This window comes from Enterobacter sp. HSTU-ASh6, from assembly GCF_026319105.1.
In the GTDB taxonomy this organism is placed as follows: domain Bacteria; phylum Pseudomonadota; class Gammaproteobacteria; order Enterobacterales; family Enterobacteriaceae; genus Enterobacter; species Enterobacter sichuanensis.
Genome location: NZ_WSPD01000017.1, coordinates 61,249 through 84,203, shown reverse-complemented (window position 1 = coordinate 84,203; position 22,955 = coordinate 61,249). Strand labels below are relative to the sequence as shown.

The 22,955-nt window shown below is 58.0% G+C and carries 18 protein-coding genes and 1 other RNA gene; 12 read left to right on the top strand and 7 right to left on the bottom strand.

Going from position 1 to position 22,955, the window contains the following annotated elements:
* The first annotated feature begins 343 nt into the window (after positions 1 to 343).
* Both GM298_RS18610 and GM298_RS18605 read left to right on the top strand, forming a co-directional pair.
* Entirely contained in the window at positions 344 to 1,003 is a 660-nt protein-coding gene (locus tag GM298_RS18610) for a winged helix-turn-helix transcriptional regulator (RefSeq protein WP_266155021.1), read from the top strand.
* 66 nt (positions 1,004 to 1,069) lie between these two features.
* On the top strand, positions 1,070 to 1,699 hold the full coding sequence (locus GM298_RS18605; protein WP_025757315.1) for a helix-turn-helix domain-containing protein: 630 nt from the start codon (positions 1,070 to 1,072) through the stop codon (positions 1,697 to 1,699).
* Positions 1,700 to 1,743: 44 nt separating this feature from the next.
* Here the strand turns inward: GM298_RS18605 and GM298_RS18600 are convergent, their stop codons facing one another.
* The 3 genes from GM298_RS18600 to GM298_RS18590 all read right to left on the bottom strand — a co-directional run bounded on the left by GM298_RS18600 (position 1,744) and on the right by GM298_RS18590 (position 5,488).
* Positions 1,744 to 1,938 (bottom strand): YdiH family protein, encoded by a 195-nt coding sequence (locus GM298_RS18600; RefSeq protein ID WP_003857766.1) that lies wholly within the window; start codon positions 1,936 to 1,938, stop codon positions 1,744 to 1,746.
* An 86-nt stretch (positions 1,939 to 2,024) separates the two neighbouring features.
* Positions 2,025 to 2,435: a 1,4-dihydroxy-2-naphthoyl-CoA hydrolase gene (gene menI / locus GM298_RS18595; protein WP_266155019.1), complete on the bottom strand. Its 411-nt coding sequence runs from the start codon at positions 2,433 to 2,435 to the stop codon at positions 2,025 to 2,027.
* Positions 2,432 to 5,488: an FAD-binding and (Fe-S)-binding domain-containing protein gene (locus tag GM298_RS18590; protein ID WP_266155018.1), complete on the bottom strand. Its 3,057-nt coding sequence runs from the start codon at positions 5,486 to 5,488 to the stop codon at positions 2,432 to 2,434. Before GM298_RS18590 ends, menI begins: the two co-directional genes overlap by 4 nt.
* Before the next feature lie 200 nt (positions 5,489 to 5,688).
* Between GM298_RS18590 and ydiK the strand changes: the two genes are divergently transcribed.
* Positions 5,689 to 6,804 carry an AI-2E family transporter YdiK gene (ydiK, locus tag GM298_RS18585; RefSeq protein ID WP_025757318.1) on the top strand — a complete coding sequence of 372 codons (1,116 nt, stop codon included), beginning with the start codon at positions 5,689 to 5,691 and terminating at the stop codon, positions 6,802 to 6,804.
* Between the two features lie 209 nt (positions 6,805 to 7,013).
* Positions 7,014 to 7,121, top strand: an RNA gene (gene rprA, locus GM298_RS18580) — antisense sRNA RprA.
* 5 nt (positions 7,122 to 7,126) lie between these two features.
* Here the strand turns inward: rprA and GM298_RS18575 are convergent.
* The 3 genes from GM298_RS18575 to ppsA form a co-directional block, all read right to left on the bottom strand.
* Entirely contained in the window at positions 7,127 to 9,502 is a 2,376-nt protein-coding gene (locus GM298_RS18575) for a glycoside hydrolase family 3 N-terminal domain-containing protein (protein WP_266155017.1), read from the bottom strand.
* A 3-nt stretch (positions 9,503 to 9,505) separates the two neighbouring features.
* A complete protein-coding gene (locus GM298_RS18570) occupies positions 9,506 to 10,906 on the bottom strand; it encodes an MFS transporter (RefSeq protein ID WP_025757320.1) in 1,401 nt (466 codons plus the stop codon).
* A 233-nt stretch (positions 10,907 to 11,139) separates the two neighbouring features.
* On the bottom strand, positions 11,140 to 13,518 hold the full coding sequence (gene ppsA, locus GM298_RS18565) for a phosphoenolpyruvate synthase (protein WP_266155016.1): 2,379 nt from the start codon (positions 13,516 to 13,518) through the stop codon (positions 11,140 to 11,142).
* 335 nt (positions 13,519 to 13,853) lie between these two features.
* Here ppsA and GM298_RS18560 point away from each other — a divergent pair, with 335 nt between their 5' ends.
* From GM298_RS18560 to GM298_RS18525, 8 genes are all read left to right on the top strand, one after another.
* Positions 13,854 to 14,687: a pyruvate, water dikinase regulatory protein gene (locus GM298_RS18560; protein WP_023311315.1), complete on the top strand. Its 834-nt coding sequence runs from the start codon at positions 13,854 to 13,856 to the stop codon at positions 14,685 to 14,687.
* Positions 14,688 to 14,839: 152 nt separating this feature from the next.
* Complete coding sequence (gene aroH, locus GM298_RS18555; RefSeq protein WP_025757322.1) at positions 14,840 to 15,886, top strand: 3-deoxy-7-phosphoheptulonate synthase AroH; 1,047 nt, start codon at positions 14,840 to 14,842, stop codon at positions 15,884 to 15,886.
* 209 nt (positions 15,887 to 16,095) lie between these two features.
* A complete protein-coding gene (gene hemP, locus GM298_RS18550; protein WP_025757323.1) occupies positions 16,096 to 16,278 on the top strand; it encodes a hemin uptake protein HemP in 183 nt (60 codons plus the stop codon).
* Positions 16,279 to 16,355: 77 nt separating this feature from the next.
* Positions 16,356 to 18,338, top strand: a complete 1,983-nt coding sequence (locus GM298_RS18545; protein WP_266155014.1) for a TonB-dependent hemoglobin/transferrin/lactoferrin family receptor — start codon at positions 16,356 to 16,358, stop codon at positions 18,336 to 18,338.
* 35 nt (positions 18,339 to 18,373) lie between these two features.
* Complete coding sequence (locus GM298_RS18540) at positions 18,374 to 19,402, top strand: hemin-degrading factor (RefSeq protein ID WP_266155013.1); 1,029 nt, start codon at positions 18,374 to 18,376, stop codon at positions 19,400 to 19,402.
* A complete protein-coding gene (locus GM298_RS18535; RefSeq protein WP_266155011.1) occupies positions 19,399 to 20,220 on the top strand; it encodes a heme/hemin ABC transporter substrate-binding protein in 822 nt (273 codons plus the stop codon). The genes GM298_RS18540 and GM298_RS18535 overlap by 4 nt, the downstream gene beginning before the upstream one ends.
* Entirely contained in the window at positions 20,220 to 21,212 is a 993-nt protein-coding gene (locus tag GM298_RS18530; RefSeq protein ID WP_266155009.1) for a FecCD family ABC transporter permease, read from the top strand. Before GM298_RS18535 ends, GM298_RS18530 begins: the two co-directional genes overlap by 1 nt.
* Positions 21,205 to 21,984, top strand: coding sequence for a heme ABC transporter ATP-binding protein (locus tag GM298_RS18525; RefSeq protein WP_252087193.1), 780 nt, complete (start codon positions 21,205 to 21,207; stop codon positions 21,982 to 21,984). The genes GM298_RS18530 and GM298_RS18525 overlap by 8 nt, the downstream gene beginning before the upstream one ends.
* Here GM298_RS18525 and GM298_RS18520 read toward each other — a convergent pair.
* Positions 21,951 to 22,874: a LysR family transcriptional regulator gene (locus GM298_RS18520; protein ID WP_266155007.1), complete on the bottom strand. Its 924-nt coding sequence runs from the start codon at positions 22,872 to 22,874 to the stop codon at positions 21,951 to 21,953. The genes GM298_RS18525 and GM298_RS18520 overlap by 34 nt on opposite strands.
* Positions 22,875 to 22,955 lie beyond the last annotated feature (81 nt).

The window sequence follows — 22,955 nt, the reverse complement described above, 5'->3', positions numbered from 1 at the left end:
CCATTAAATAACGTCGCTTCATAGCTCAGCTTAAACATTTCGGGTTATGCCTGCCGACGAGTAAAATTTATACAACTCTTTTTCGGCGCACAATCTATTTGAGGTCTAGCTGTAGACTCAGGTTTAACAAAATTAAAACAATTCTCTTTAGAATTATCTCAATGCCATTATTACGGGTCTACTTTTAGACCCGTAAAAGACAACCTTAAAATTCATATAATTAGGACTACAACATCTTGCGGTCTATTTTTAGACCTGCCGTAAACATTCCACGACTCGCTGTTTTTTAAGATAATTCTTTATGCCGATCAAAAAATGATCGCATCCGTAAGTGAGGTCTCTGATGAACACCCGAATGGCTCCCGAAGTCGATATTGAAAAAACCCCGGTGCTGACTGCAAAACCCTATAAGCACATCGAGAAATTAATTAATACTCTTCTTCCCCTGACAGAAAGACGCATTCTGTCCAGAGGGGAAGTGGTTCACTATTACCATCACGCCGATCGTCAGTGTTTTTTACTTCTGCAGGGCAGCGTGGCGTTGCACCGTCGGGGAGATGGCATTGTATTAAATTCTGAATCCTCGCCGTTTATTCTCGGCGTCAGCAGTCAGTTCTCGTCAGAACATCTGTACGTCCGGGCGCTGGAAACCTCTGAACTCGCGGCCGTTTCGCTGGAACGTTTTAACAGCACGATTGCGCAACACAATTTGTGGGAACCCTTTTCGCATCTGCTGATCTATACCGCCTCCCGGGTCTACGAACACTGCTCGCGGATCTCACAGATGTCGGCCTATGACATCATCCGGTTTCAACTGGTGGAGTTGATGCAGGAGCCGGAAGCAATACGGATGAACACCACGGCGGCTGCGTATATACAGAGTCGAACCTGGCTGTCGCGCAGCGGGATTATGCGGATCCTGGCCGAACTGCGCACCGGGCAGTACATTACAATGGAGCGCGGCGTGCTGCTTGATATACACCATTTACCGAGGAAATACTGACCCAGGTGGTGCTGGCGAAAACGAGTAACGCTATAATCAGAAAGATGATTCTTTCAGGTTCAGGTTATGTCCACCACAGAAAAGCCACGACGTGGCTCCCCTTATGCACAAGAGCTGATTACGCACTTACAACCTTACTCTGCGATTCGTAACACCGGTCGCGGGGAGCAACTGGATCTGGTGGTCAACGGTCAGGGGATGAGTTATTTGATCCTGGAAGGCACCGTGGCCATTTACCGACGCAGCGACAATCTGATGCTGTCGACGGCGAAAAGCCCGGCGTTTTTTGGTGTGGCCAACCTGAATGACATCTTTTTTGACGACTACCTGAAAACGGTGACCCCCTGCAAAATTGGCCTGTTGCCCACCCGGGAGCTCAACGTCCTCATTCAGGAGAAGGCGCTATGGGGGCTGCTGTCTAACCATCTGATGTTTATGTACAACCGGCTCTACAACACCGTCATGCCGAAGGGCGCCCCAACGGCCTATGAGATGATCCGCCAGCAGCTGATGTTATTGATGAATGAAGATGAGTCTTATCGCCAGGGGATTACCGCTGAGCGCTACATTCGCGACAAGACCCAGCTTTCCCGCAGCGGCGTGATGCGGATCCTCGCGGATTTAAAAACCGGGGGGTTTATCGAAATGGAAGAGGGACGGCTCATTAAAATCAATAAACTGCCCGCTAAATATTGAATTCCGGAGACAAAAAAGGCCGCGGTTGCGGCCTTTTTACGCTCTCAATGGACGTGAACGCCCAACCGCCAGGCAAAATAGATCTCTTCTTTCAGCTCATTCGAAGAGAGCGCCAGCAAATCTGTAAATTCCAGCTCAAGCTGTTTCAGCTTTTTCAGATACTGCGCCGGAGACAGGTTGCTCTTATCGCGACGTAAATATTCAATTGCCAGCTGTGTTGGGGTTATTTCAGTATCCATGATGTCCTCGCTTATGTACAAAACCTGACCAGTATACCACAACCTGCTGGCTAGTTTTTGACCGATTGCAAAAACATCAGGAAAATTTATACAACCGCCGTCGTCAGCCTCGAAGAGCAGCACAGACGGTCCTGCTCATCGCGAATATCGATCTGCCACACCTGATGACGGCTACCGGCGTGCAGCGCACGGCAAATACCGCGCACGCGCCCGCTGCGCACCGAGCGAATGTGGTTAGCATTCACCTCAAGCCCGACAACCTTCTGCTCCCCTTCGGTGCAGAGATACCCCGCCACCGAGCCCAGCGTTTCGGCCAGCACCACGGAGGCGCCGCCGTGCAGCAGGCCAAACGGCTGATGCGTGCGGTGATCGACAGGCATGGTCGCCTCCAGATCGTTCTCGCCGATGCGGGTAAACTGGATATCCAGCAGCCCGACCATATTCCCCTCGCCCATGGCGTTTAACGCCTGTAGCGTGACAGCGCGTTTCCAGATCATCCAATAATCTCCAGCAAAGCCTGCAATGGGTGGCGTACCCCGTTACCTTCGACCCGTTTCACCTGGCTTCGACAGGAGTAGCCCGTCGCCAGGCAGCGGTTTCGCGGTAAACGCTGCATCGCCTGATGCCAGGACAGCTCGTAAATGCCGAGCGAGTTGGCATGGTTTTTCACTTCATGTCCGTAGGTGCCGGCCATTCCGCAGCAGCCCACGTTGACGCTCTCAAGCTTTGCGCCGAACCGGGCAAAGACAGAGGCCCATTGTGCGGGGGCGCCAGGCAATGCGGTGACTTCGGTGCAGTGACCGAACAGGTACCACGGTTCACCGCTGACATCCTGAACCGCTTTGCCTTCCAGAGCCGCCGGCAGCCACTCATGCACCAGCAGCACGTTGAAATCGCCACGCTTGTCGCCCAGCGTCTGCTTATATTCATCGCGGTAGCACAGCACCAGCGCCGGATCGACGCCGACCATCGGTATCCCCAGCTGCGCCACGCGATTCAGGAAATCAGCCGTTTTCTGCGCGGTCTTCGCAAAGCGCGTCAGGAAGCCCTTAATGTGCTGCGCCTTGCCGTTAGGCGAGAATGGCAGGACCACCGGCTGATAGCCCAGCTTTTCTGACAGGCGGATGAAGTCCGCCACCACCTCTGCATCGTAGTAGCTGGTAAACGGATCCTGCACCACCAGTACTATCTTCGCTTTTTGCTCAGGCGTGAGCGCCTCCAGCTGCTCCAGGGTCATGTTCGCCGAGCGATGCCCGACGAGCTGGCGCTGAAGAGAGGGCACCGAGAGCAGCGGCAGATCGACCATCCCGATATGCTTTTCAGAAAGTTTGCGCACCAGCGGCTGGTTAATAAAGAAGTTAAAGGTCTTTGGCGCTCGCGCCATCAGCGGCGCGTAGCTCTCTACCGTCGCCACCAGATGGTCGCGCACCGGACGCAGATAGCGCGTGTGGTAAAGCTGCAGGAAACGCGAGCGGAATTCCGGCACGTCGATTTTTATCGGGCACTGGGTGGAGCAGGCTTTACAGGCCAGACAGCCGGACATCGCCTCTTTCACCTCGTGGGAGAAATCATACTCGCCCTTGCTGGCATGCCAGCTGTTGCGGGTGCGCTCGATAAGCGAGCGCAGGCTGGCGCGTTTTTCCGGTAACTCCTGCTCGAGCCGGAGCGGATCAACCCCGCGGTCGGCGAGCAGGCGCAGCCACTCGCGCACCAGCGTCGCCCGCCCTTTTGGCGAGTGAATACGGTTGCTGGTGATTTTCATCGACGGACACATCGGGCTTTTGACATCAAAGTTAAAGCACAGGCCGTTGCCGTTGCACTCCATCGCGCCGCGCCAGGAGGAACGCACCGCAATCGGGATCTGTCTGTCGTAGGTGCCGCGCTTGACGGCGTCCACCTGCAGCATCGGGGCATCGACACCTTCAGGCGGGCAGATTTTACCCGGGTTGAGGCGGTTATGCGGGTCGAAAGCCGCCTTCACCTTACGCAGCTCCGCATAGAGCTGTTCACCGAAGAACGCCGGGCTGTATTCCGCGCGGAACCCTTTCCCATGTTCGCCCCACAGCAGACCGCCGTATTTGGCGGTTAAGGCCACCACCTCATCGGAGATCTGCTTCATCAGGATCTCCTGCTGCGGGTCGCACATATCCAGCGCAGGACGCACATGCAGCACCCCGGCATCCACGTGGCCGAACATGCCGTAGCTCAGGCCGTGGCTGTCCAGCAGGGCGCGAAACTCAACGATATAATCCGCCAGGTGCTCAGGGGGAACGCAGGTATCTTCGGCAAACGGAATCGGCTTCGCCGCCCCTTTGGCATTGCCGAGCAGCCCCACGGCTTTTTTCCGCATCCCGTAGATACGCTCGATACCGGCCAGATCGTTACAGAGCTGCCAGCCGATCACGCCGCCTTCGCCATGGGCAATCAGTTCGTCCAGTCGCTGACACAGCGTGGTCACCTGGCTGTCGATAAGCGCTGCGTCATCGCCGGCAAATTCCACGATATTAAGACCCAGCATCTCTTTACCCGGCACGTCGGTAATCAGCTCGCTAACGGAGTGCCAGACGATATCTTCCCGGGCCAGATTGAGCACTTTAGAGTCAACGGTTTCCACTGACAGCGCCTGGGCTTCCACCATAAACGGCGCATTGCGCAGCGCGGAGTCGAACGAGTCATATTTGACGTTCACCAGGCGACGCACCTTCGGCAACCGGGTGATATCCAGCCGCGCCTCGGTGATAAACGCCAGCGTCCCTTCGGAGCCGGTCAGCACGCGGGTTAAATCAAACTGGGTCAGGTCATCGTTAAAGACGTGGCGCAGGTCGTACCCGGTCAGGAAGCGGTTCAGTTTGGGGAATTTATCGAGGATCAGCTGCCGGTTGTCGCGGCAGCGCTCCAGCACGGTACGATAAATACGCCCGCTGGCGGTGTTATCTTTGCCCAGCGTTTCCGCCAGCTCCACCGCCATCGGCTGGGTATCGAGGATATCGCCTCCCAGCAGAACCGCTCGCACGCCCAGTACGTGATCGGAGGTTTTGCCGTAGACCAGCGAGCCCTGGCCGGAGGCATCCGTGTTGATCATCCCGCCAATGGTGGCGCGGTTACTGGTGGAGAGTTCAGGTGCGAAGAAGTAGCCGTACGGTTTGAGGTACTGGTTAAGCTGATCTTTGATCACGCCCGCTTCGACCCGCACCCATCCCTCTTCAGGATTGATCTCAATGATGCGGTTCATATAGCGCGACATATCAATAATGATGCCCTGGTTCAGCGCCTGACCGTTGGTCCCGGTGCCGCCGCCGCGCGGCGTAAAGACCAGCGAGGCGAAGCGCTCCTGCGTGGCGAGCCGGGCAATCAGCGCCACGTCGGCCGTTGAACGAGGAAAAACGACGGCATCGGGAAGAAGCTGGTAAATACTGTTATCGGTGGCCATCGTCAGCCTGTCGGCATAGTTCGTGGCGGTATCACCTGTAAAACCCTGTTGCTCCAGTGCCTGCAAAAAATTAAGCACCAGCTGAACGACGCCAGGTGCCTGAGAAATCTGTGGGATCATGACCGTCGACCCTAATTAGAGTAATGTGAAATCGTTTGCGTTGTGTCCGGAAAGTTTTATCACATTTTTTTCTTATAATCTCTGCTGAATTACAGGCAGAATTCGCCTGTCAAAAATCGCTGATATCATTAATGATTAGAGAGACGCGGTTTTCCCTTCCCGCCAGCCTCGCTGGTGTTTTATTAAGGAAAGTTTCATTTATGGTCAATGTTCGCCAGCCCAGGGATGTTGCGCAAATTTTGCTGTCGGTGCTGTTCCTGGCCCTCATGATTATTGCGTGTCTGTGGATTGTTCAACCCTTTATTCTCGGCTTCGCCTGGGCTGCGACCGTGGTCGTCGCCACATGGCCTTTATTGCTGCGCTTGCAGAAGCTGCTGTTCGGCCGCCGCGGATTAGCCGTGCTGGTCATGACGCTGCTGCTGTTTCTGCTGTTTATTATTCCCATTGCTTTGCTGGTGAACAGTCTGGTGGATTCCAGCGGCCCGGTTATCCGTGCCATTACCAGTGGCGACCTGACGCTGCCGGATCTCGCCTGGCTGAACAGCATTCCGCTGGTGGGGGCCAAGCTCTACAGCGGCTGGCATAGCCTGCTGGAGATGGGGGGCAGCGCGTTGATGGCAAAAGTTCGCCCGTATATTGGCACCACCACCACCTGGTTTGTGGGTCAGGCGGCGCATATTGGTCGCTTTATGATGCACTGTACCCTGATGCTGCTCTTCAGCGCCCTGCTCTACTGGCGCGGTGAACAGGTGGCGTTGGGCGTTCGTCACTTTGCAACCCGCCTGGCGGGTAAACGGGGCGACGCTGCGGTACTGCTGGCGGCACAGGCCGTACGCGCGGTTGCGCTGGGCGTGGTGGTGACCGCGCTGGTGCAGGCGGTGCTGGGTGGTATTGGTCTGGCGATTTCCGGCGTACCGTACGCCACGGTCTTCACCGTGGTCATGCTGATGACCTGTCTTGCGCAACTGGGGCCGCTGCTGGTGCTGGTCCCCAGCATTATCTGGCTCTACTGGACGGGTGATACCACGTGGGGAACGGTGTTGCTGGTCTGGAGCTGCGTGGTCGGCACGATGGATAACGTCATTCGCCCGATTTTGATCCGCATGGGCGCTGACCTGCCGCTGATCCTGATCCTCTCCGGGGTGATTGGCGGCTTGATTGCCTTCGGCATGATTGGCCTGTTTATCGGCCCGGTGCTTCTCGCCGTCACCTGGCGTCTGTTCTCCGCCTGGGTGCATGAAATTCCACCGCCGGGAACTGATCCGGACGTGATTTTGAGCGAACTGGAAGAGCTGGAAGAAAAGAATACCCATTAAGCCTTGTTGCCGGGTGGCGCTGACGCTTACCCGGCCTACATTCTCCCGCTCAATACTTTAACGCCGCTAAAGTATTTATTCGTTGCACACTGGTCAGACCCGCGATTCCTGCACTCAATCTGCTCCTAACCTCAAGAAATCTTTACGTCTCTTTAACTATTGAGACGAATCCGATCGACGCTAAAAGCGGACATGCCTACTATTAGCACACGGTTATAAATCAACACCTTGATTTATAAGCATGGAAATCCCCTGAGTGAAACAACGAATTGCTGTGTGTAGTCTTTGCCCATCTCCCACGATGGGCTTTTTTTTATCCTGACTACGCGCGCTTAACCTCACAGGTACTGAGCATCCGCCACTCAGCGGGCAGCACCCGCGTTTCCCCTGTCACATTAACCGTAACCGCCTCGCGGATATCCGCCGACGATGCGCCCATCTGCAGCTCAAACTCGCCCGGCTCAACGATGCGTTTCCCGTCACGACGGGTGAAGTTGAACATCTCCACCGGCAGCGTAAAGGTGAGCGTGGCGGTTTCCCCCGGTGAGAGCGTGACGCGCTGGAAGGCCTTCAGCTCCTGGAGCGGCCGAACCTGCGTGGCGACCTTATCCCTGACGTAAACCTGCACTACCTCGCTGCCGCTGCGCTCCCCGGTGTTGGTGATCTCCACGCTCAGTGCCACCTCGCCGTCGACCGACACCTCAGATGAAGCCACGCTCGCGTTCCCCCAGCTAAATGTCGTCCAGCCGAGGCCGAAGCCAAACGGGTAACGTGCACCGAAATGGAACGCAAACGGCGTGCCGCCGCTTTTGAGCTTGTGATTGTAGTAGTACGGCATCGCGCCGGCGCTTTTCGGCACGCTCACCACCAGACGCCCCTGGGGCTCCGCACGCCCCGTTAGCACGTCCGCAATGGCCCAGCCCCCTTCCTGCCCCGGTGCCCACGCCACGATCAGCGCGGCCACCTTGTCCTCCAGGCCCTGAAGATGGTAAGGACGCCCCCCGGTCATCACGACAATCACCGGTTTGCCCGTCGCCACCAGCGCCTCCAGCAGCTGTTGCTGCACGCCCGGCAGGTTTAAGGAGTCGGTATCCGATCCTTCCCCCACGGTACCGCTCTGGAACAGCCCGGCGAGATCGCCCACGCAGGCCACGACGACATCACTCTCCTGCGCCGCGTTCACAGCCTCGGGGATCAAGGCGGTGCTTTGCGAAACCGGCGACTGCTGCATCGGTTTGCCGCCGCTGTCCCCCGGGAAGACCGGCGCACCCGCCATCCGTTTTTCGATGATGTGACACCCTTTCGCGTAGCGAACCTGCGACGCGCCGAGATAGTGCTCCAGCGCCGCGCGCGGCGTCGTCACCTGAGAGGTCTCCTCGACCATATCGCTGATGATCAGATGCACGGGGAAACTGTAGCCGCTGAGTAACGCCAGCGGATCGTCTGCCGTCGGCCCTACCACCGCCACGCGGGGTTTGCCACCAAGTGGTAAGATGCCGTTGTTCTCCAGCAGCGTGACCGATTTTGTCGCCACCTCCCGCGCGACCTGGCGGGTCACTTCATTTTGCAGATCGATACCGTTTTTATCGACATACGGCTCTTCAAACAGACCGAGACGGAATTTTTCGGTCAGTACACGGCCCACAATCTCATCCACTTTCGCCATGGCGATCAGCCCGCGATCGACGGCTTCGGCCAGGTGGCGTGCGCAGTCATCTTTCGGCAGCTCAACATCCAGCCCGGCGTTGAAGGCCAGCGCAGCAGATTCTGCCGCATCGTGGGAAACCCCATGATGCTGATGCAGCAGGCTGACGCCGCCGTAGTCGGCCACAACGATCCCGTCGAAGCCCCACTGTTCGCGAAGGACGGTGGTCAGCAGGAAGCTGTCGCTGTGTCCCGGCTGGTTATCAATATCGTGATAGGCGGGCATTACCGAACCGGCGTTGGCGAGCTTCACCGCCATTTCAAACGGCAGCAGGAAGGTGTCGTTAAGCTCGCTAAAACCCAGGTGTACCGGAGCATGGTTACGCGCGCCTTCACTGAACGAGTGACCCACATAATGTTTGAGGGTCGCCAGCAGGTCACGTTTGTCGCCCTGCAGTCCCTTAACGTAGGCGGTGGCCATGACGCCCACCAGCCAGGGATCTTCGCCAAAGGTCTCTTCGGTTCGCCCCCAGCGCACGTCGCGGGAGACATCCAGCACCGGCGCCAGCCCCTGTTGGCAGCCCACAGACCGCGCCTCTTTGCCAATCTGTTGTGCCGCTCGCTGCACCAGTTCAGGGTCCCAGGTTGAACCGTAGTTCAGCGACGACGGGAACAGCGTGGCGTCTTTACACAGCAGCCCCACCAGGCACTCCTCATGGAACAGCGCCGGTATGCCGAGACGCGTCTCCTCCATCATCATCCGCTGCAAGCGGTTAGCGGCGCGTACCCCGGTTTTCGCGTCAACGATATGGGTCCCCAGCGGACGGGTGATCTGCCCGACGCCCAGCTTAAGCCGTTCGCCGAGGGAGGCCTGTTGGCTCACGCCGGCGAATTCGTCACTCAGATCGCTGCGCTCGCGGTGGTTGCCGTTTTCATCGAGGATCAGCCAGTACGCATGCATCTGGGCGAACTTCTCTTCCGGGGTCATGCGTGCCAGTAAATCGGCGACGCGCTCGTGCACGGGACGTCCCGCGTCCTTATAGATAGCTGTCATGTTTTACTCCTGTAGTGCGGAAGGGGTTGCCGGGCTGAGCTGCCCTGCTTCGGGTCTTACCTCACGTTTGCTGGCCAGCTCCCGGGCGATGGAGTCCACCAGCCGGCTGTTCAGTTTGTAGATGGCCAGCAGCGCGACCATGCAGAGGAACAGCGCGCAAGGGATAAGGGTGAACAGTGCGTTAATGGTCGAGAGCACGTGCGGTGCCTGGGCTGCCTCACCGGGTGCATAATCCACCATGCCCAGCACCCAGCCGACGACCGCCCCGCCCAGCGCCAGGCCAAATTTGATGGCAAACAGCGCGGTGGAGAACACCAGCCCGTCCAGGCGGCGGCCGCTGCGATGCTCTTCGTAGTCCACCACATCGGAGAACATGGTCCACTGCAGCGGTGTGGTGAGGTTTTGCACAAAGCTGAAGACGATATTGAGGCCAAAGATGAGCCAGACCTGAGAAGGCGGCAGGAAGAAAATCAGCGCGCCGAAGATGACGAAGGAAATAATGGTCCACTGATAGGCGCGTACGCGGTCAAATTTCCCCAGCAGCCGTTCGGATAATAACGCGCCGCTTAAGGAGGCCACCATCCCGGAAACAATAAAGGCAAAAACCAGCTCCGGACGCAACAGCACATATTTCACGTAATACATCGTGGCGGAACCCCGCGTCACCACCGCCGTTAACAGTAAAATATTAAACAGGAACACAATACGCCACTGGCTGTTTCCGGCCAGCAGTTTTAAATCGGTGAACATGGATCCGGAGGTATCGTTGCGTGGAGAATAACGCTCGCGGGTCATCATGAAACAGCAGAAGAACAGCACAATCCCCAGCAGCCCCATCAGGCTCATGGCATAGAAATAGCCTTTCTGCACGTTGCCCTGGCCTAACAAGGAGACCAGCGGCAGGGCAATTACCGTCACAATCAACCCGCCGATAAACGACAGGCCAAAGCGCCAGGATTGCAGGGAGTGACGCTCGCGCGGGTCCAGCGTCAGCGCGCCCGGCATGGCGCAGTAAGGCACGTTAATCGCGGAGTAAATCAGGCTTAAAATAGCGTAGGTCACGCAGGCATACACGATTTTTGCCGTTGGCCCAACATCCGGGACATAGAACGTAATCAGGCAGCTCACGCCAAACGGAATGGCAAACCACAGCAGCCAGGGACGGAAACGACCGTGGCGCGTCCGGGTGCGATCCACCAGCGCGCCAATGCACGGGTCGACAAACGCATCGACCACGCGCACCACTAAAAACATGGTGCCCATAACCGCGGCGGGTAAACCAAAAACGTCCGTATAGAAATAAGCGAGAAATAGCGTTGCCGTTTGCCAGACCAGCGCGCTGGCCATATCACCTAAGCCATAACCTATTTTATCTTTGGTACGCAATACAGAGGAGATTGTCATTGTTATTTGCCTTTTTATCAGGTTAAAACGTATTTCAACCAGTTGCGCATCTTCACCAGGGAAATGCGCAGTAAGGCTCAAGTATTAGCAACGCTTTGCGGGCTAACAATTGTCTAAATTAACAGACAAATTATGATATTTAGTTTTTTACTTTATTTGTGATGGGGAGCATATTCGGGCGGAAATAAAAAAGGCGAGGAGATATCTCCTCGCCTTTATCCGTTTTTTAGCGGTTACTTGTTCAGTTCCGCCAGGCTCAGCCAGGTTTGCACCACGGTGTCCGGGTTCAGGGACAGACTATCAATCCCCTCTTCCATCAGCCATGCGGCAAAGTCTTCATGGTCGGATGGGCCCTGACCACAAATCCCGACGTATTTACCCTGCTTCTTCGCCGCGCGGATGGACATAGAGAGCAGCGCTTTCACTGCCTCGTTACGCTCATCGAACAGCTCAGAGACTACGCCGGAGTCGCGGTCCAGACCCAGCGTCAGTTGCGTCATGTCGTTCGAACCGATAGAGAAGCCGTCGAAGTGCTCAAGGAACTGCTCAGCCAGCAGGGCGTTGGACGGAATTTCACACATCATGATGATCTTCAGCCCGTTCTCGCCGCGCTTCAGCCCCTGACGTGCCAGCTCGTCCACCACGGCTTTCGCCTGATCCACGGTACGCACGAACGGGATCATGATCTCGACGTTGGTCAGCCCCATGTCGTTGCGCACGCGTTTCACCGCCTCACACTCCAGCGCGAAGCAGTCGCGGAAGCTGTCGGATACGTAGCGTCCGGCTCCGCGGAAGCCCAGCATCGGGTTCTCTTCTTCCGGCTCATAGCGCTCGCCGCCCACCAGGTTGGCGTATTCGTTAGACTTAAAGTCTGACAGACGCACAATCACGCGTTTCGGCCAGAACGCCGCGCCCAGCGTGGCGATCCCTTCGGTCAGACGGCCGACGTAGAACTCTTTCGGCGAGTCGTAGCCTTTCATCATCTCGCGGATTTCGTTCTGCAGTTTCGGATCCTGGTCGTCAAACTCCAGCAGCGCACGCGGGTGGACGCCGATCATACGGTTGATGATGAATTCCAGACGCGCCAGACCTACGCCTTCGTTCGGCAGGCAGGCGAAGTCAAACGCGCGGTCCGGGTTGCCGACGTTCATCATGATCTTCAGCGGCAGGTCCGGCATGGTATCCACGCTGGAGCTCTTGACGCTGAAGTCGAGGATATCCGCATACACGTAGCCGGTATCGCCTTCGGCACAGGAGACGGTCACATTCTGTCCGTCCTTCATGCGCTCGGTGGCGTCACCGCAGCCGACAACCGCAGGAATACCCAGTTCACGCGCGATGATGGCAGCGTGACAGGTACGACCACCGCGGTTGGTAACGATAGCCGCGGCTTTCTTCATGATCGGCTCCCAGTCCGGGTCGGTCATGTCGGTTACCAGCACGTCGCCAGGCTCAATACGGTTCATTTCGCTGATGTCGTGGATCACTTTCACCGGGCCGGCACCGATACGGTGACCAATCGCACGGCCTTCCGCCACGATTTTGCCCTGCGCGTGCAGCGTATAACGCTCCATCACCTGGCCGCGAGAACGGACGGTTTCCGGGCGCGCCTGCACGATAAATAGCTTGCCGGTGTTACCGTCTTTCGCCCATTCGATATCCATCGGACGGCCATAGTGTTTTTCGATCTGCACCGCCTGCTTCGCCAGCTCCTGCACTTCGGCGTCGGTCAGGGAGAAGCGATCGCGCTGCTCCTGCGGCACATCTTCAATTTTCACCTGCTTGCCATGCTCCTGCGTCGGGGCATAGATCATGCGGATTTTTTTCGAGCCCATGGTGCGGCGCACCACCGCCGGGCGGCCAGCGGCCAGCGTCGGCTTGTGGACGTAGAATTCGTCAGGGTTAACCGCCCCCTGCACCACCATCTCACCGAGACCCCATGCGGAGGTGATAAACACCACCTGGTCGAAGCCGGATTCAGTATCAATGGAGAACATGACGCCGGAGGAACCGACATCCGAACGCACCATGCGCTGAACGCCAGCGGAAAGCGCAACGCCACGGTGGTCATAGCCCTGATGCACGCGATAGGAGATAGCGCGGTCGTTGAACAGGGACGCAAAGACATGTTTCACCGCCACCAGCACGGCGTCATATCCCTGAACGTTCAGGAAGGTTTCCTGTTGCCCGGCAAACGAGGCGTCCGGCATATCTTCTGCGGTGGCAGAAGAGCGCACGGCAAAAGAGGCCTGTACGTCATCAGCAGAGAGCTGGTTGTACGCGTCGTGAATGGCTTTTTCCAGTTCCGGCTGGAAAGGTGTGTCGATGATCCACTGGCGGATCTGCGCCCCGGCTTTCGCAAGCTCGGTAACGTCATCAATATCCGTTTTATCCAGCAGGTCGTAAATGCGCTGGTTAACACCGCTCTGGTCTAAAAACAGGTTAAAGGCATCGGCGGTGGTGGCAAACCCGTTCGGTACGGAGACACCCATACCTGACAGATTTGTAATCATTTCACCCAGGGAGGCATTTTTGCCCCCAACTCTGTCTACATCATTCATGCCGAGTTGGTTATACCAAAGCACCAGCGGTGACGAGCCATTGTTGGACATCGAAACAATCCTTTTGTGATATTTGATCGGAGTAAGTAACGCCTGACTACGTATTTATAGTGGCATATTTATTTCCGCTAAAAAAACGGTGAATCGTGTAAGCAATTTAAATTTTCAATTTTTCGGATACTTTCCCATCAACGATTAAGCCGATGATTCCTCTATATTCAGCCAGAAACCCCAAAAATAAAGTCGCTATTTGAAAAATGAAATCCACTTTTCAGGAAAATCAAAAACAGCGTTTCATTCATAATTAGGATAAGTTCTTTGCTGTATAAATTACTTTTTTAATTTATGCTTTCAGACAATTACGTATGATATTCAGGGTGGGTAAAATGGATAGTGCTGTCGATCGCCACGTTTTTTATATTTCTGATGGGACGGCGATCACCGCCGAGGTGCTGGGCCACGCGGTGATGTCGCAGTTCCCCGTTTCGATTAACAGCATCACGCTGCCGTTTGTCGAAAATGAGAGCCGCGCCAAAGCGGTGAAAGACCAGATTGACGCCATCTATCAGCAGACCGGCGTCCGCCCGCTGGTGTTTTACTCGATTGTGATCCCCGAGATTCGCTCGATCATTCTGCAAAGTGAAGGGTTCTGTCAGGATATCGTGCAGGCGCTGGTGGCCCCGCTGCAAAGCGAACTTAAGCTCGACCCGACCCCCATCGCCCACCGTACCCACGGGCTTAATCCCGGTAACCTGACCAAGTACGATGCCCGTATCGCCGCTATTGATTACACGCTGGCGCACGACGACGGTATCTCTCTGCGTAATCTCGACCAGGCGCAGGTGATCCTGCTGGGCGTGTCGCGCTGCGGCAAAACCCCGACCAGCCTCTATCTGGCGATGCAGTTCGGTATTCGCGCCGCCAACTACCCCTTTATTGCTGACGACATGGATAACCTGGTGCTGCCCGCCGCCCTGAAGCCGCTGCAGCACAAGCTGTTTGGCCTGACCATCAACCCGGAACGCCTCGCCGCCATCCGCGAAGAGCGCCGCGAAAATAGCCGCTACGCCTCGATGCGCCAGTGCCGAATGGAAGTCTCCGAAGTGGAAGCGCTGTACCGTAAAAACCAGATCCCATGGCTGAACAGCACCAACTATTCGGTAGAAGAGATCGCCACCAAAATTCTCGACATCATGGGGCTTAACCGCCGCATGTACTAATATGCTAGTACATTAACTCAGATTCAGGTATCATCATCGGCAACCACGGGGCGGTGTCGCCCCGAACTTGAAATCAGCAGGGATTGGTTTAAGGTGATGCCCATCACTTCCCGGTAGTCTGCCGATGAAGCAAAAATTTTCTGAGACATTCCATGAATAAAACCGATGAACTCCGCACTGCGCGCATTGACAGCCTTGTTACGCCGGCTGAACTGGCACAGCGGCATCCCGTTTCCGCCACCGTTGCGGAACATGTGACGGCCTCCCGTCGACGCATTGAAAAAATCCTCAATGGTGAAGACCCGCGTCTTCTGGTGGTGATTGGGCCGTGCTCCATCCACGATCTGGATGCGGCGATGGATTATGCCAAACGGCTGCAGGGGCTGCGGGATAAGTACCAGCATCGCCTTGAGATCGTGATGCGAACCTACTTTGAAAAACCGCGCACCGTGGTGGGCTGGAAAGGCCTGATTTCCGACCCTGACCTGAACGGCAGCTATCGTGTGAATCACGGTATTGAGCTGGCGCGTAAGCTGCTGTTACAGGTCAACGAGCTGGGCGTGCCGACGGCAACCGAGTTTCTCGATATGGTGACCGGGCAGTTTATCGCTGACCTGATCAGCTGGGGCGCCATTGGCGCGCGCACCACCGAGAGCCAAATCCACCGCGAGATGGCTTCTGCCCTCTCCTGCCCGGTGGGCTTTAAAAACGGTACCGATGGCAACACCCGTATCGCGGTGGATGCCATCCGCGCAGCCCGTGCCAGCCACATGTTCCTGTCGCCGGACAAGAGCGGCCACATGACCATCTATCAGACCAGCGGTAACCCGTACGGCCATATCATCATGCGCGGCGGCAAGAAGCCCAATTACCATGCAGAAGATATTGCGGCGGCCTGCGAGTCGCTGGCCGAATTCGACCTGCCGGAACATCTGGTGGTGGATTTCAGCCACGGCAACTGCCAGAAACAGCATCGCCGCCAGTTGGATGTGTGCGATGAGATCTGCCAGCAGATCCGCAGCGGTTCAACCGCTATCGCCGGCATTATGGCCGAAAGTTTCATCAAGGAAGGCACGCAGAAGATCGTTGCAGGACAGCAGATGGTTTACGGGCAGTCCATCACCGACCCGTGCCTGGGCTGGGAAGACAGTGAACTGCTGCTGGAGAAGCTGGCTGCCGCCGTGGACACTCGCTTTTAACATCCTGCCGGGTGGCGCTGCGCTTACCCGGCCTACGATTTGTGCCCTTCTCCCTCTCCCCGTGGGAGAGGGTCGGGGTAAGGGCATCAAACCGCACTTCACCCCCAAAGTTGATCCCCTCACCCTTTTTTCACAAAAACGCTTGCTGTGAATTTGCAGTTTATTGATAATGATTATCATTGTTACATTGATTGTTATTTATAAACATTATGTCACGTACGGATAACAGCGCGGCAACGCCAGCCAAAACACACACAGCGCCAGCCCCTACCGAGCGCAGGATTGACAGCAAAACCCTGCTCGGCGATGAGGGACGGGTCATTATCGAGCATGACGGCCAGCGCTACCTTCTGCGCCAGACCCATGCCGGAAAACTGATCCTCACGAAATAAACAACACAAAAAACGACGCCAGCCACCCAGGTGAAACCCAGGCAGCCAGCGCTTTTCAATGCTTATGGAGAGTTGCTATGCCACACCTGCCTTCCGCATCTTTACGCCCGTCACTTCTGGCGCTGGCGATCGTCAGCGCCCTGCCGGACATCGCCTTTGCCGCCACCGATGAAATGACCGTGATCGCCACGGGTAACGCCCGCAGCGCCTTTGAAGCCCCCATGATGGTGAGCGTGATTGACGCCAGAGCCCCGGAGAAACAGACCGCCAGCTCGGCTGCCGACCTGCTGCGTAACATCCCCGGTCTGACGCTGGACGGCACCGGGCGTACCAACGGGCAGGATGTGAACCTGCGCGGCTATGACCGTCGCGGCGTGCTGGTGCTGGTGGACGGCGTGCGGCAGGGAACCGATACCGGACACCTGAACAGCACTTTCCTCGACCCGGCGCTGATTAAACGTATCGAAGTGGTTCGCGGTCCGTCGGCCCTGCTGTACGGCAGCGGCGCGCTGGGCGGCGTGATTTCGTATGACACCGTCGATGCGAAGGATCTGCTGGAGCCGGGGAAAAGCAGCGGTTACCGCGTGTTTGGTACCGGCGCGACGGGCGATCGTAGCCTTGGCATGGGGGCCAGCGCCTACGGCCGCACAGACACGCTGGATGGGCTGGTGTCCTGGTCCAGCCGCGATCGCGGAGATATCCGCCAGAGCGACGGTGCAACGGCGCCTAACGACGAATCCATCAATAACATGCTGGCGAAAGGCAGCTGGAAAATCGATCCGGCCCAGACCCTGAGCGGCTCCCTGCGCTACTATAACAACGCCGCCCGGGAGCCGAAAAACCCGCAAACTCCCGGGGCGGACAGCAGTAACCCGATGACCGATCGCTCCACCATTCAGCGTGACGCGCAGCTGGGCTATAACATTGCCCCGGCGGGTAACGACTGGCTGAACGCCGACGCGAAAATTTACTGGTCCGAAGCGCGCATTAACGCACAGAATATCGACAGCAGCGGTGAGTTTCGCCAGCAGACCACCAAAGGCGGCAAAGTTGAAAACCGCACGCGCCTGTTCAGCGACACCTTTGCGGCACATCTGCTGACCTACGGTGGGGAATACTACCGTCAGGAGCAGCACCCGGGCGGGGCCACCACCGGCTTCCCGGAAGCGAAGATCGATTTCAGCTCTGGCTGGCTGCAGGATGAAATTACCCTTCGCGATCTTCCCGTCACCCTCCTTGGCGGCACACGCTATGACAATTACCGCGGCAGCAGCGATGGCTACGACGATGTCGATGCCGATAAATGGTCGTCCCGCGCCGGGTTAACCATCAGCCCGACCGACTGGCTGATGCTGTTTGGCTCTTACGCGCAGGCGTTCCGCGCGCCTACCATGGGCGAGATGTATAACGACGCCAAACACTTCTCCATCGGACGCTTCTATACCAACTACTGGGTGCCAAACCCGAACCTGCGCCCGGAAACCAACGAAACGCAGGAGTTTGGTTTTGGCCTGCGCTTTGACGATCTGCTGCTCGCCAACGATGCGCTGGAGTTCAAAGCCAGCTATTTCGACACCAAAGCTAAAGACTACATCTCCACCACCGTCGATTTTGCCGCCGCGACCACCATGTCCTATAACGTCCCGAACGCCAAAATCTGGGGCTGGGACATGATGGCAACCTACTCGGCCGACCTCTTCAACCTTGACCTGGCCTATAACCGCACGCGCGGGAAAGACACCGATACGGGCGAATACATCTCCAGCATCAACCCGGACACCGTGACCAGCAAGCTGGACATTCCGGTGGCGCAAAGCGGTTTCTCCGTCGGCTGGATTGGCACCTTTGTCGATCGCTCAACGCATATCAGCAGCAGCTACAGCCAGCAGCCGGGCTATGCGGTCAACGATTTCTACGTGAGCTACAAAGGTCAGCAGCGGCTCAAAGGCGTAACCACAACGCTGGTGCTGGGCAACGCCTTTGACAAAGCGTACTGGTCACCTCAGGGCATTCCGCAGGACGGCCGTAACGGCAAGATTTTCGTAAGTTATCAGTGGTAATTCCCGTCGGGGCCACTCTTCAGAAGGAAAAGACAATGAATCACTACACACGCTGGCTTGAGCTCAAAGAAGATAATCCGGAAAAGTACGCGCGCGATATCGCTGGCTTAATGCACATCAGCGAAGCAGAGCTGGCCTTTGCCCGCGTGGGTCACGACGCCTGGCGACTGCGCGGTGAAATCCGCGAGATCCTGGGCGCGCTGGAAGCGGTGGGCGAAACCAAATGTATCTGCCGTAACGACTATGCCGTACATGAACAGAAAGGGAGCTTCACCAACCAGCACCTGACCGGACACGCCGGGCTGGTGCTTAACCCGCGCGCGCTGGATCTGCGCCTGTTCCTCAACCAGTGGGCAAGCGCATTTCACATCAGCGAAGCCACCGCCCGCGGCGAGCGGCAGAGCATTCAGTTCTTCGACCACCAGGGCGATGCCCTGCTGAAGGTCTACGCCACGGAGAACACCGACGTTTCCGCCTGGGGCGACATGCTGACCCGCTTTATCTTTGCCGAGAATCCCCCGCTGGGGTTACAGGTGGCCGATCGCCCGGCCCACGCTAAACAGCCGGAAGCCGCGCGCGTGGATGCCGAGTGGCGCGCCATGACCGACGTGCATCAGTTCTTCAGCCTGCTCAAGCGCCATAACCTCAGCCGCCAGCAGGCGTTTCGCTTGGTGGGGGACGATCTGGCCTGCAGGGTAGCGAACACCGCGCTGGCGCAGCTGCTGGAGACGGTCCGCCAGGACGGGAACGACATCATGATCTTCGTCGGCAACCGCGGCTGCGTGCAGATCTTCACCGGCGCGGTGGAAAAGCTGGTGCCGATGCAAGGCTGGCTGAACATCTTTAACCCAACCTTTACCCTGCATCTGCTTGAAGGATCCATTGCGGAAACGTGGGTCACGCGCAAACCAACGGCAGACGGGCATGTCACCAGCCTGGAGCTGTTTGCCGCCGACGGGACGCAAATCGCCCAGCTGTACGGCCAGCGTACCGAAGGCGAACCGGAGCAGAGCCGGTGGCGCAGCCAGATTGACGCCTTAACGGCGAAAGGGCTGGCCGCATGAAACGGTGGTTTGCCCTGATCGGCGCCCTGCCCCTGCTGGCGTTTGCTGCGCCGCCGGAGAAAATCGTCACGCTCGGCGGCGACGTCACTGAGATTGTCTACGCCCTCGGTGCGGCTTCTTCGCTGGTGGCGCGCGACAGCACCAGCCAGTGGCCCCAGGCGGCGAATGCGCTCCCTGACGTGGGCTATCTGCGCCAGCTCAACGCGGAAGGGATCTTATCCCTGCGCCCCACGCTGGTGCTGGCCAGCGCCCAGGCGCAGCCGTCTCTGGCGCTAAAGCAGGTTGAGCAAAGCCACGTCAGGGTGATCGAAATTCCCGCCAGTAACGACCTGAGCGTCATTGATGAAAAGGTGCGGATCGTGGCGGAAGCAACGCACCGCGAGGCCGAGGGGCAAGCCCTGCGCAACAGGCTGCGTCAGGCGCTGTCGACACTTCCCGCATCGCCGCTCAACAAGCGGGTGCTGTTTATTCTCAACCACGGCAGGATGACCGCCATGGCTGCCGGACAACAGACCGCCGCCGATGCCGCTATCCGCGCGGCGGGACTGCAGAACGCGATGCAGGGGTTCAGCCGCTATCAGCCGCTGTCTCAGGAAGGCATCATCGCCAGCCGGCCCGATCTGGTGGTGATTTCCTCGGACGGAATCACCGCCCTGGGCGGTGAAGCGAACCTGTGGACGCTGCCCGGCCTGGCGCAAACCCCGGCAGGACGAAACAAGCAGGTGCTGGCGATTGACGATATGGCGCTGCTGGGCTTCAGCCTGCGAACGCCTGAGGCCATCCAGCAGCTGCGCAGCAAAGCGGAGCAGCTGCCCTGATGTCCCGGCGGATCACCTTATCGTTATGGATGCTGACCGCGATCCTGGTCATCATCACCCTCGCGGCAACCGGGGTCGGGGCGTTACACCTGCCGGTCAGCCTGCTGTGGAACGGCACAGACGAGGCGCTACGTCAGATCTGGCTGACGATCCGCCTGCCTCGCGTGCTGCTGGCGCTGGCGATCGGCGGTTCACTGGCAGTGGCGGGCTGCGTGATGCAGGGGCTGTTTCGCAACCCGCTGGCAGACCCGGGCCTGCTCGGCATCAGCAGCGGCGCGGCACTTGCCGTCGCGCTGTGGGTGGTGCTTCCCCTCTCGCTGCCTGCCCTGGTGATGCTGTATGCCCCGATGCTGGCGGCGTTTCTCGGTGCGCTGGCCGCCACCCTGGTGATTTTTATCCTCAGCCGACAACGTGACGGTTCTTTGTCGCGCCTGTTGCTGGTAGGTATTGCCATCAACGCCCTGTGCGGCGCGGCCGTCGGCGTGCTGTCATGGCTCAGCAATGATGCCCAGCTTCGCCAGCTTTCGCTCTGGGGAATGGGCAGCCTCGGCCAGGCGCAGTGGTCGACGCTGCTGGCCGTCTCGTCGCTGATGATACCCACCGTGCTGGTTATCTGGCGTCTGGCAGGCGCCCTTAATTTGCTGCAACTGGGTGACGAAGAGGCGCACTACCTCGGCGTGGACGTCGCCCGCGTGCAGCGGATCCTGCTGCTGTGCAGTGCCCTGCTGGTGGCTGCCGCCGTTGCGGTCAGCGGCGTTATCGGCTTTGTCGGTCTGGTGGTGCCGCACCTGGTGCGCATGTGGCTGGGAGCCGACCACCGCGCCGTACTCCCTGGTTCGGTGCTGGCCGGTGCGTTGCTGTTGCTGGTTGCCGATACGCTGGCGCGCAACGTGGTCGCCCCGGCGGAAATGCCGGTCGGCTTATTGACCAGCCTTCTCGGCGCGCCGGGGTTTCTGTGGCTTATCTTTCGTCGTGGAGGCGCGCATGGCTGAACGCTATTGTGGCGAAAACCTTGTTTTTCGCGTCGGGCAACGGACGCTGATTAACGACGTGTCGCTGACCTTATCTCAGGGCGAGATGGTGGCGTTGATTGGCCCCAACGGCGCCGGGAAATCCACGCTATTGCGGCTGCTTACCGGCTATCTTAAACCGGCGGGCGGACAATGCAGCCTGGCGGGCACGCCGATCGCCGCCTGGCAGCCGGAGACGCTCTCCCGCTACCGGGCGGTGATGCGCCAGAACACGCAGATTGGATTTGACTGGCCGGTTGAAGCAGTAATCGGCATGGGTCGCGCGCCCTGGACCCGCTCGCCTGAAGCCTCGGTAGTAGAAGCGGTGATGGCCGTTACCGGGTGTTTACCGCTGGCGGGCAGGCAGTTTGCCGCACTCTCCGGCGGCGAGCAGCAGCGCATCCAGCTCGCCCGCGCGCTGGCTCAGCTCTGGTGCGACGGTGCGCCACGCGGCTGGCTGTTTCTGGATGAACCCACGTCTGCGCTGGATCTCTACCACCAGCAGCATCTGCTGCGCCTGCTGAAATCCCTGACCCGTCGGGGACATCTGCACGTGTGCGTGGTGCTGCATGACCTTAATCTGGCGGCGCTGTGGGCGGATCGCATCCTGCTGCTGCACGGCGGAAAAATCGTCTCCCAAGGGAAACCGGAAACCGTTTTGCAGGCCAATGCGCTGGCAAAGTGGTACGGCGCGCAGGTCCACGTTGGCCGGCACCCGGCTCACGCCGCGCCGCAGGTGTTTCTCGCCCCCTGACCCGGCTGATAAAAATCTTTCAGGGTTTCCAGCAGGGCATGCGCTGCTTTAGAAAGCTGCGTGTGCCCGGGATGGATCACCCCGATACACTTTTCAATGGGCGGGCTGTCCAGCGGAATACACACCGCGCCTAGTGAGGCCATCTGGGTCTCACACAGCGCCGGTACGGCACTGCCGCCCAGCCCGCTGGCAACCATGCGCCCAACCGTCACCAGTTGATGGCTCTCCAGGGCGACCTCCAGTTTTCTGCCGCTTCGCGCCAGCTCCTCTTCCATCATCAGACGCACCGCAGAGGGACGCTGCAGGGTAATGAAATCCATCGTCAACAGCGCGTCCCATGTCAGGCGCTTTTTGCCTGCAAGCGCAGAATCTTTCGGCACAATGGCAATAAACCGGTCGAGGCCCAGCGGGGTAAACAGCAGGTTGTGCGTTGGCGCAGGCTCGAATGCGATCCCCATCTCCACGCGCCCTTCCCGGACCATCTCTATCACCTGCTCGTTAATCACATCATGCACGGTGACGTTGATCCCGGCGTGGCGGTCGCGAAACGCTTTTAGCACCTCGGGTAAGACATTCGCCGCAAACGACGGCATGGCCGCGACCGAGATTTTACCGCGCTGCAGGGTAAAGCACTGGTGCATGGCCTCTTCAACGTTATCCCAGTCCGCCAGCAGCTGCCGAGCCATCGGCAAAAAGGTCTCCCCTTCCTGCGTCAGAGCTACCTTGCGCGTGCTGCGCTGTAAAAGTGGTCCACCGAGCGCATCCTCCAGCCCTTTTATCGTCAGGCTCAGGGCTGGCTGAGAGAGATTCAGCCGTTCGCTGGCGTGTGCGAAATTCAGAGTGTGAGCTACCGCTAAAAACGCGCGTAACTGTTTGACACTCATTCTCATTTTTCACCTTGTTAACTAATTGAAAAAATTTAGTTAACAGGAAATTAATAAAAAAACCAAATGAGTGGGTCACAAATTCAA

Bases quoted from the DNA above. Each gene is read 5' to 3' on its own strand.
- GM298_RS18610 (WP_266155021.1), top strand. From the start codon at position 344: ATGAACACCCGAATGGCTCCCGAAGTCGATATTGAAAAAACCCCGGTG.
- GM298_RS18605 (WP_025757315.1), top strand. From the start codon at position 1,070: ATGTCCACCACAGAAAAGCCACGACGTGGCTCCCCTTATGCACAAGAG.
- GM298_RS18600 (WP_003857766.1), bottom strand. From the start codon at position 1,938: ATGGATACTGAAATAACCCCAACACAGCTGGCAATTGAATATTTACGT.
- menI (WP_266155019.1), bottom strand. From the start codon at position 2,435: ATGATCTGGAAACGCGCTGTCACGCTACAGGCGTTAAACGCCATGGGC.
- GM298_RS18590 (WP_266155018.1), bottom strand. From the start codon at position 5,488: ATGATCCCACAGATTTCTCAGGCACCTGGCGTCGTTCAGCTGGTGCTT.
- ydiK (WP_025757318.1), top strand. From the start codon at position 5,689: ATGGTCAATGTTCGCCAGCCCAGGGATGTTGCGCAAATTTTGCTGTCG.
- GM298_RS18575 (WP_266155017.1), bottom strand. From the start codon at position 9,502: ATGACAGCTATCTATAAGGACGCGGGACGTCCCGTGCACGAGCGCGTC.
- GM298_RS18570 (WP_025757320.1), bottom strand. From the start codon at position 10,906: ATGACAATCTCCTCTGTATTGCGTACCAAAGATAAAATAGGTTATGGC.
- ppsA (WP_266155016.1), bottom strand. From the start codon at position 13,518: ATGTCCAACAATGGCTCGTCACCGCTGGTGCTTTGGTATAACCAACTC.
- GM298_RS18560 (WP_023311315.1), top strand. From the start codon at position 13,854: ATGGATAGTGCTGTCGATCGCCACGTTTTTTATATTTCTGATGGGACG.
- aroH (WP_025757322.1), top strand. From the start codon at position 14,840: ATGAATAAAACCGATGAACTCCGCACTGCGCGCATTGACAGCCTTGTT.
- hemP (WP_025757323.1), top strand. From the start codon at position 16,096: ATGTCACGTACGGATAACAGCGCGGCAACGCCAGCCAAAACACACACA.
- GM298_RS18545 (WP_266155014.1), top strand. From the start codon at position 16,356: ATGCCACACCTGCCTTCCGCATCTTTACGCCCGTCACTTCTGGCGCTG.
- GM298_RS18540 (WP_266155013.1), top strand. From the start codon at position 18,374: ATGAATCACTACACACGCTGGCTTGAGCTCAAAGAAGATAATCCGGAA.
- GM298_RS18535 (WP_266155011.1), top strand. From the start codon at position 19,399: ATGAAACGGTGGTTTGCCCTGATCGGCGCCCTGCCCCTGCTGGCGTTT.
- GM298_RS18530 (WP_266155009.1), top strand. From the start codon at position 20,220: ATGTCCCGGCGGATCACCTTATCGTTATGGATGCTGACCGCGATCCTG.
- GM298_RS18525 (WP_252087193.1), top strand. From the start codon at position 21,205: ATGGCTGAACGCTATTGTGGCGAAAACCTTGTTTTTCGCGTCGGGCAA.
- GM298_RS18520 (WP_266155007.1), bottom strand. From the start codon at position 22,874: ATGAGAATGAGTGTCAAACAGTTACGCGCGTTTTTAGCGGTAGCTCAC.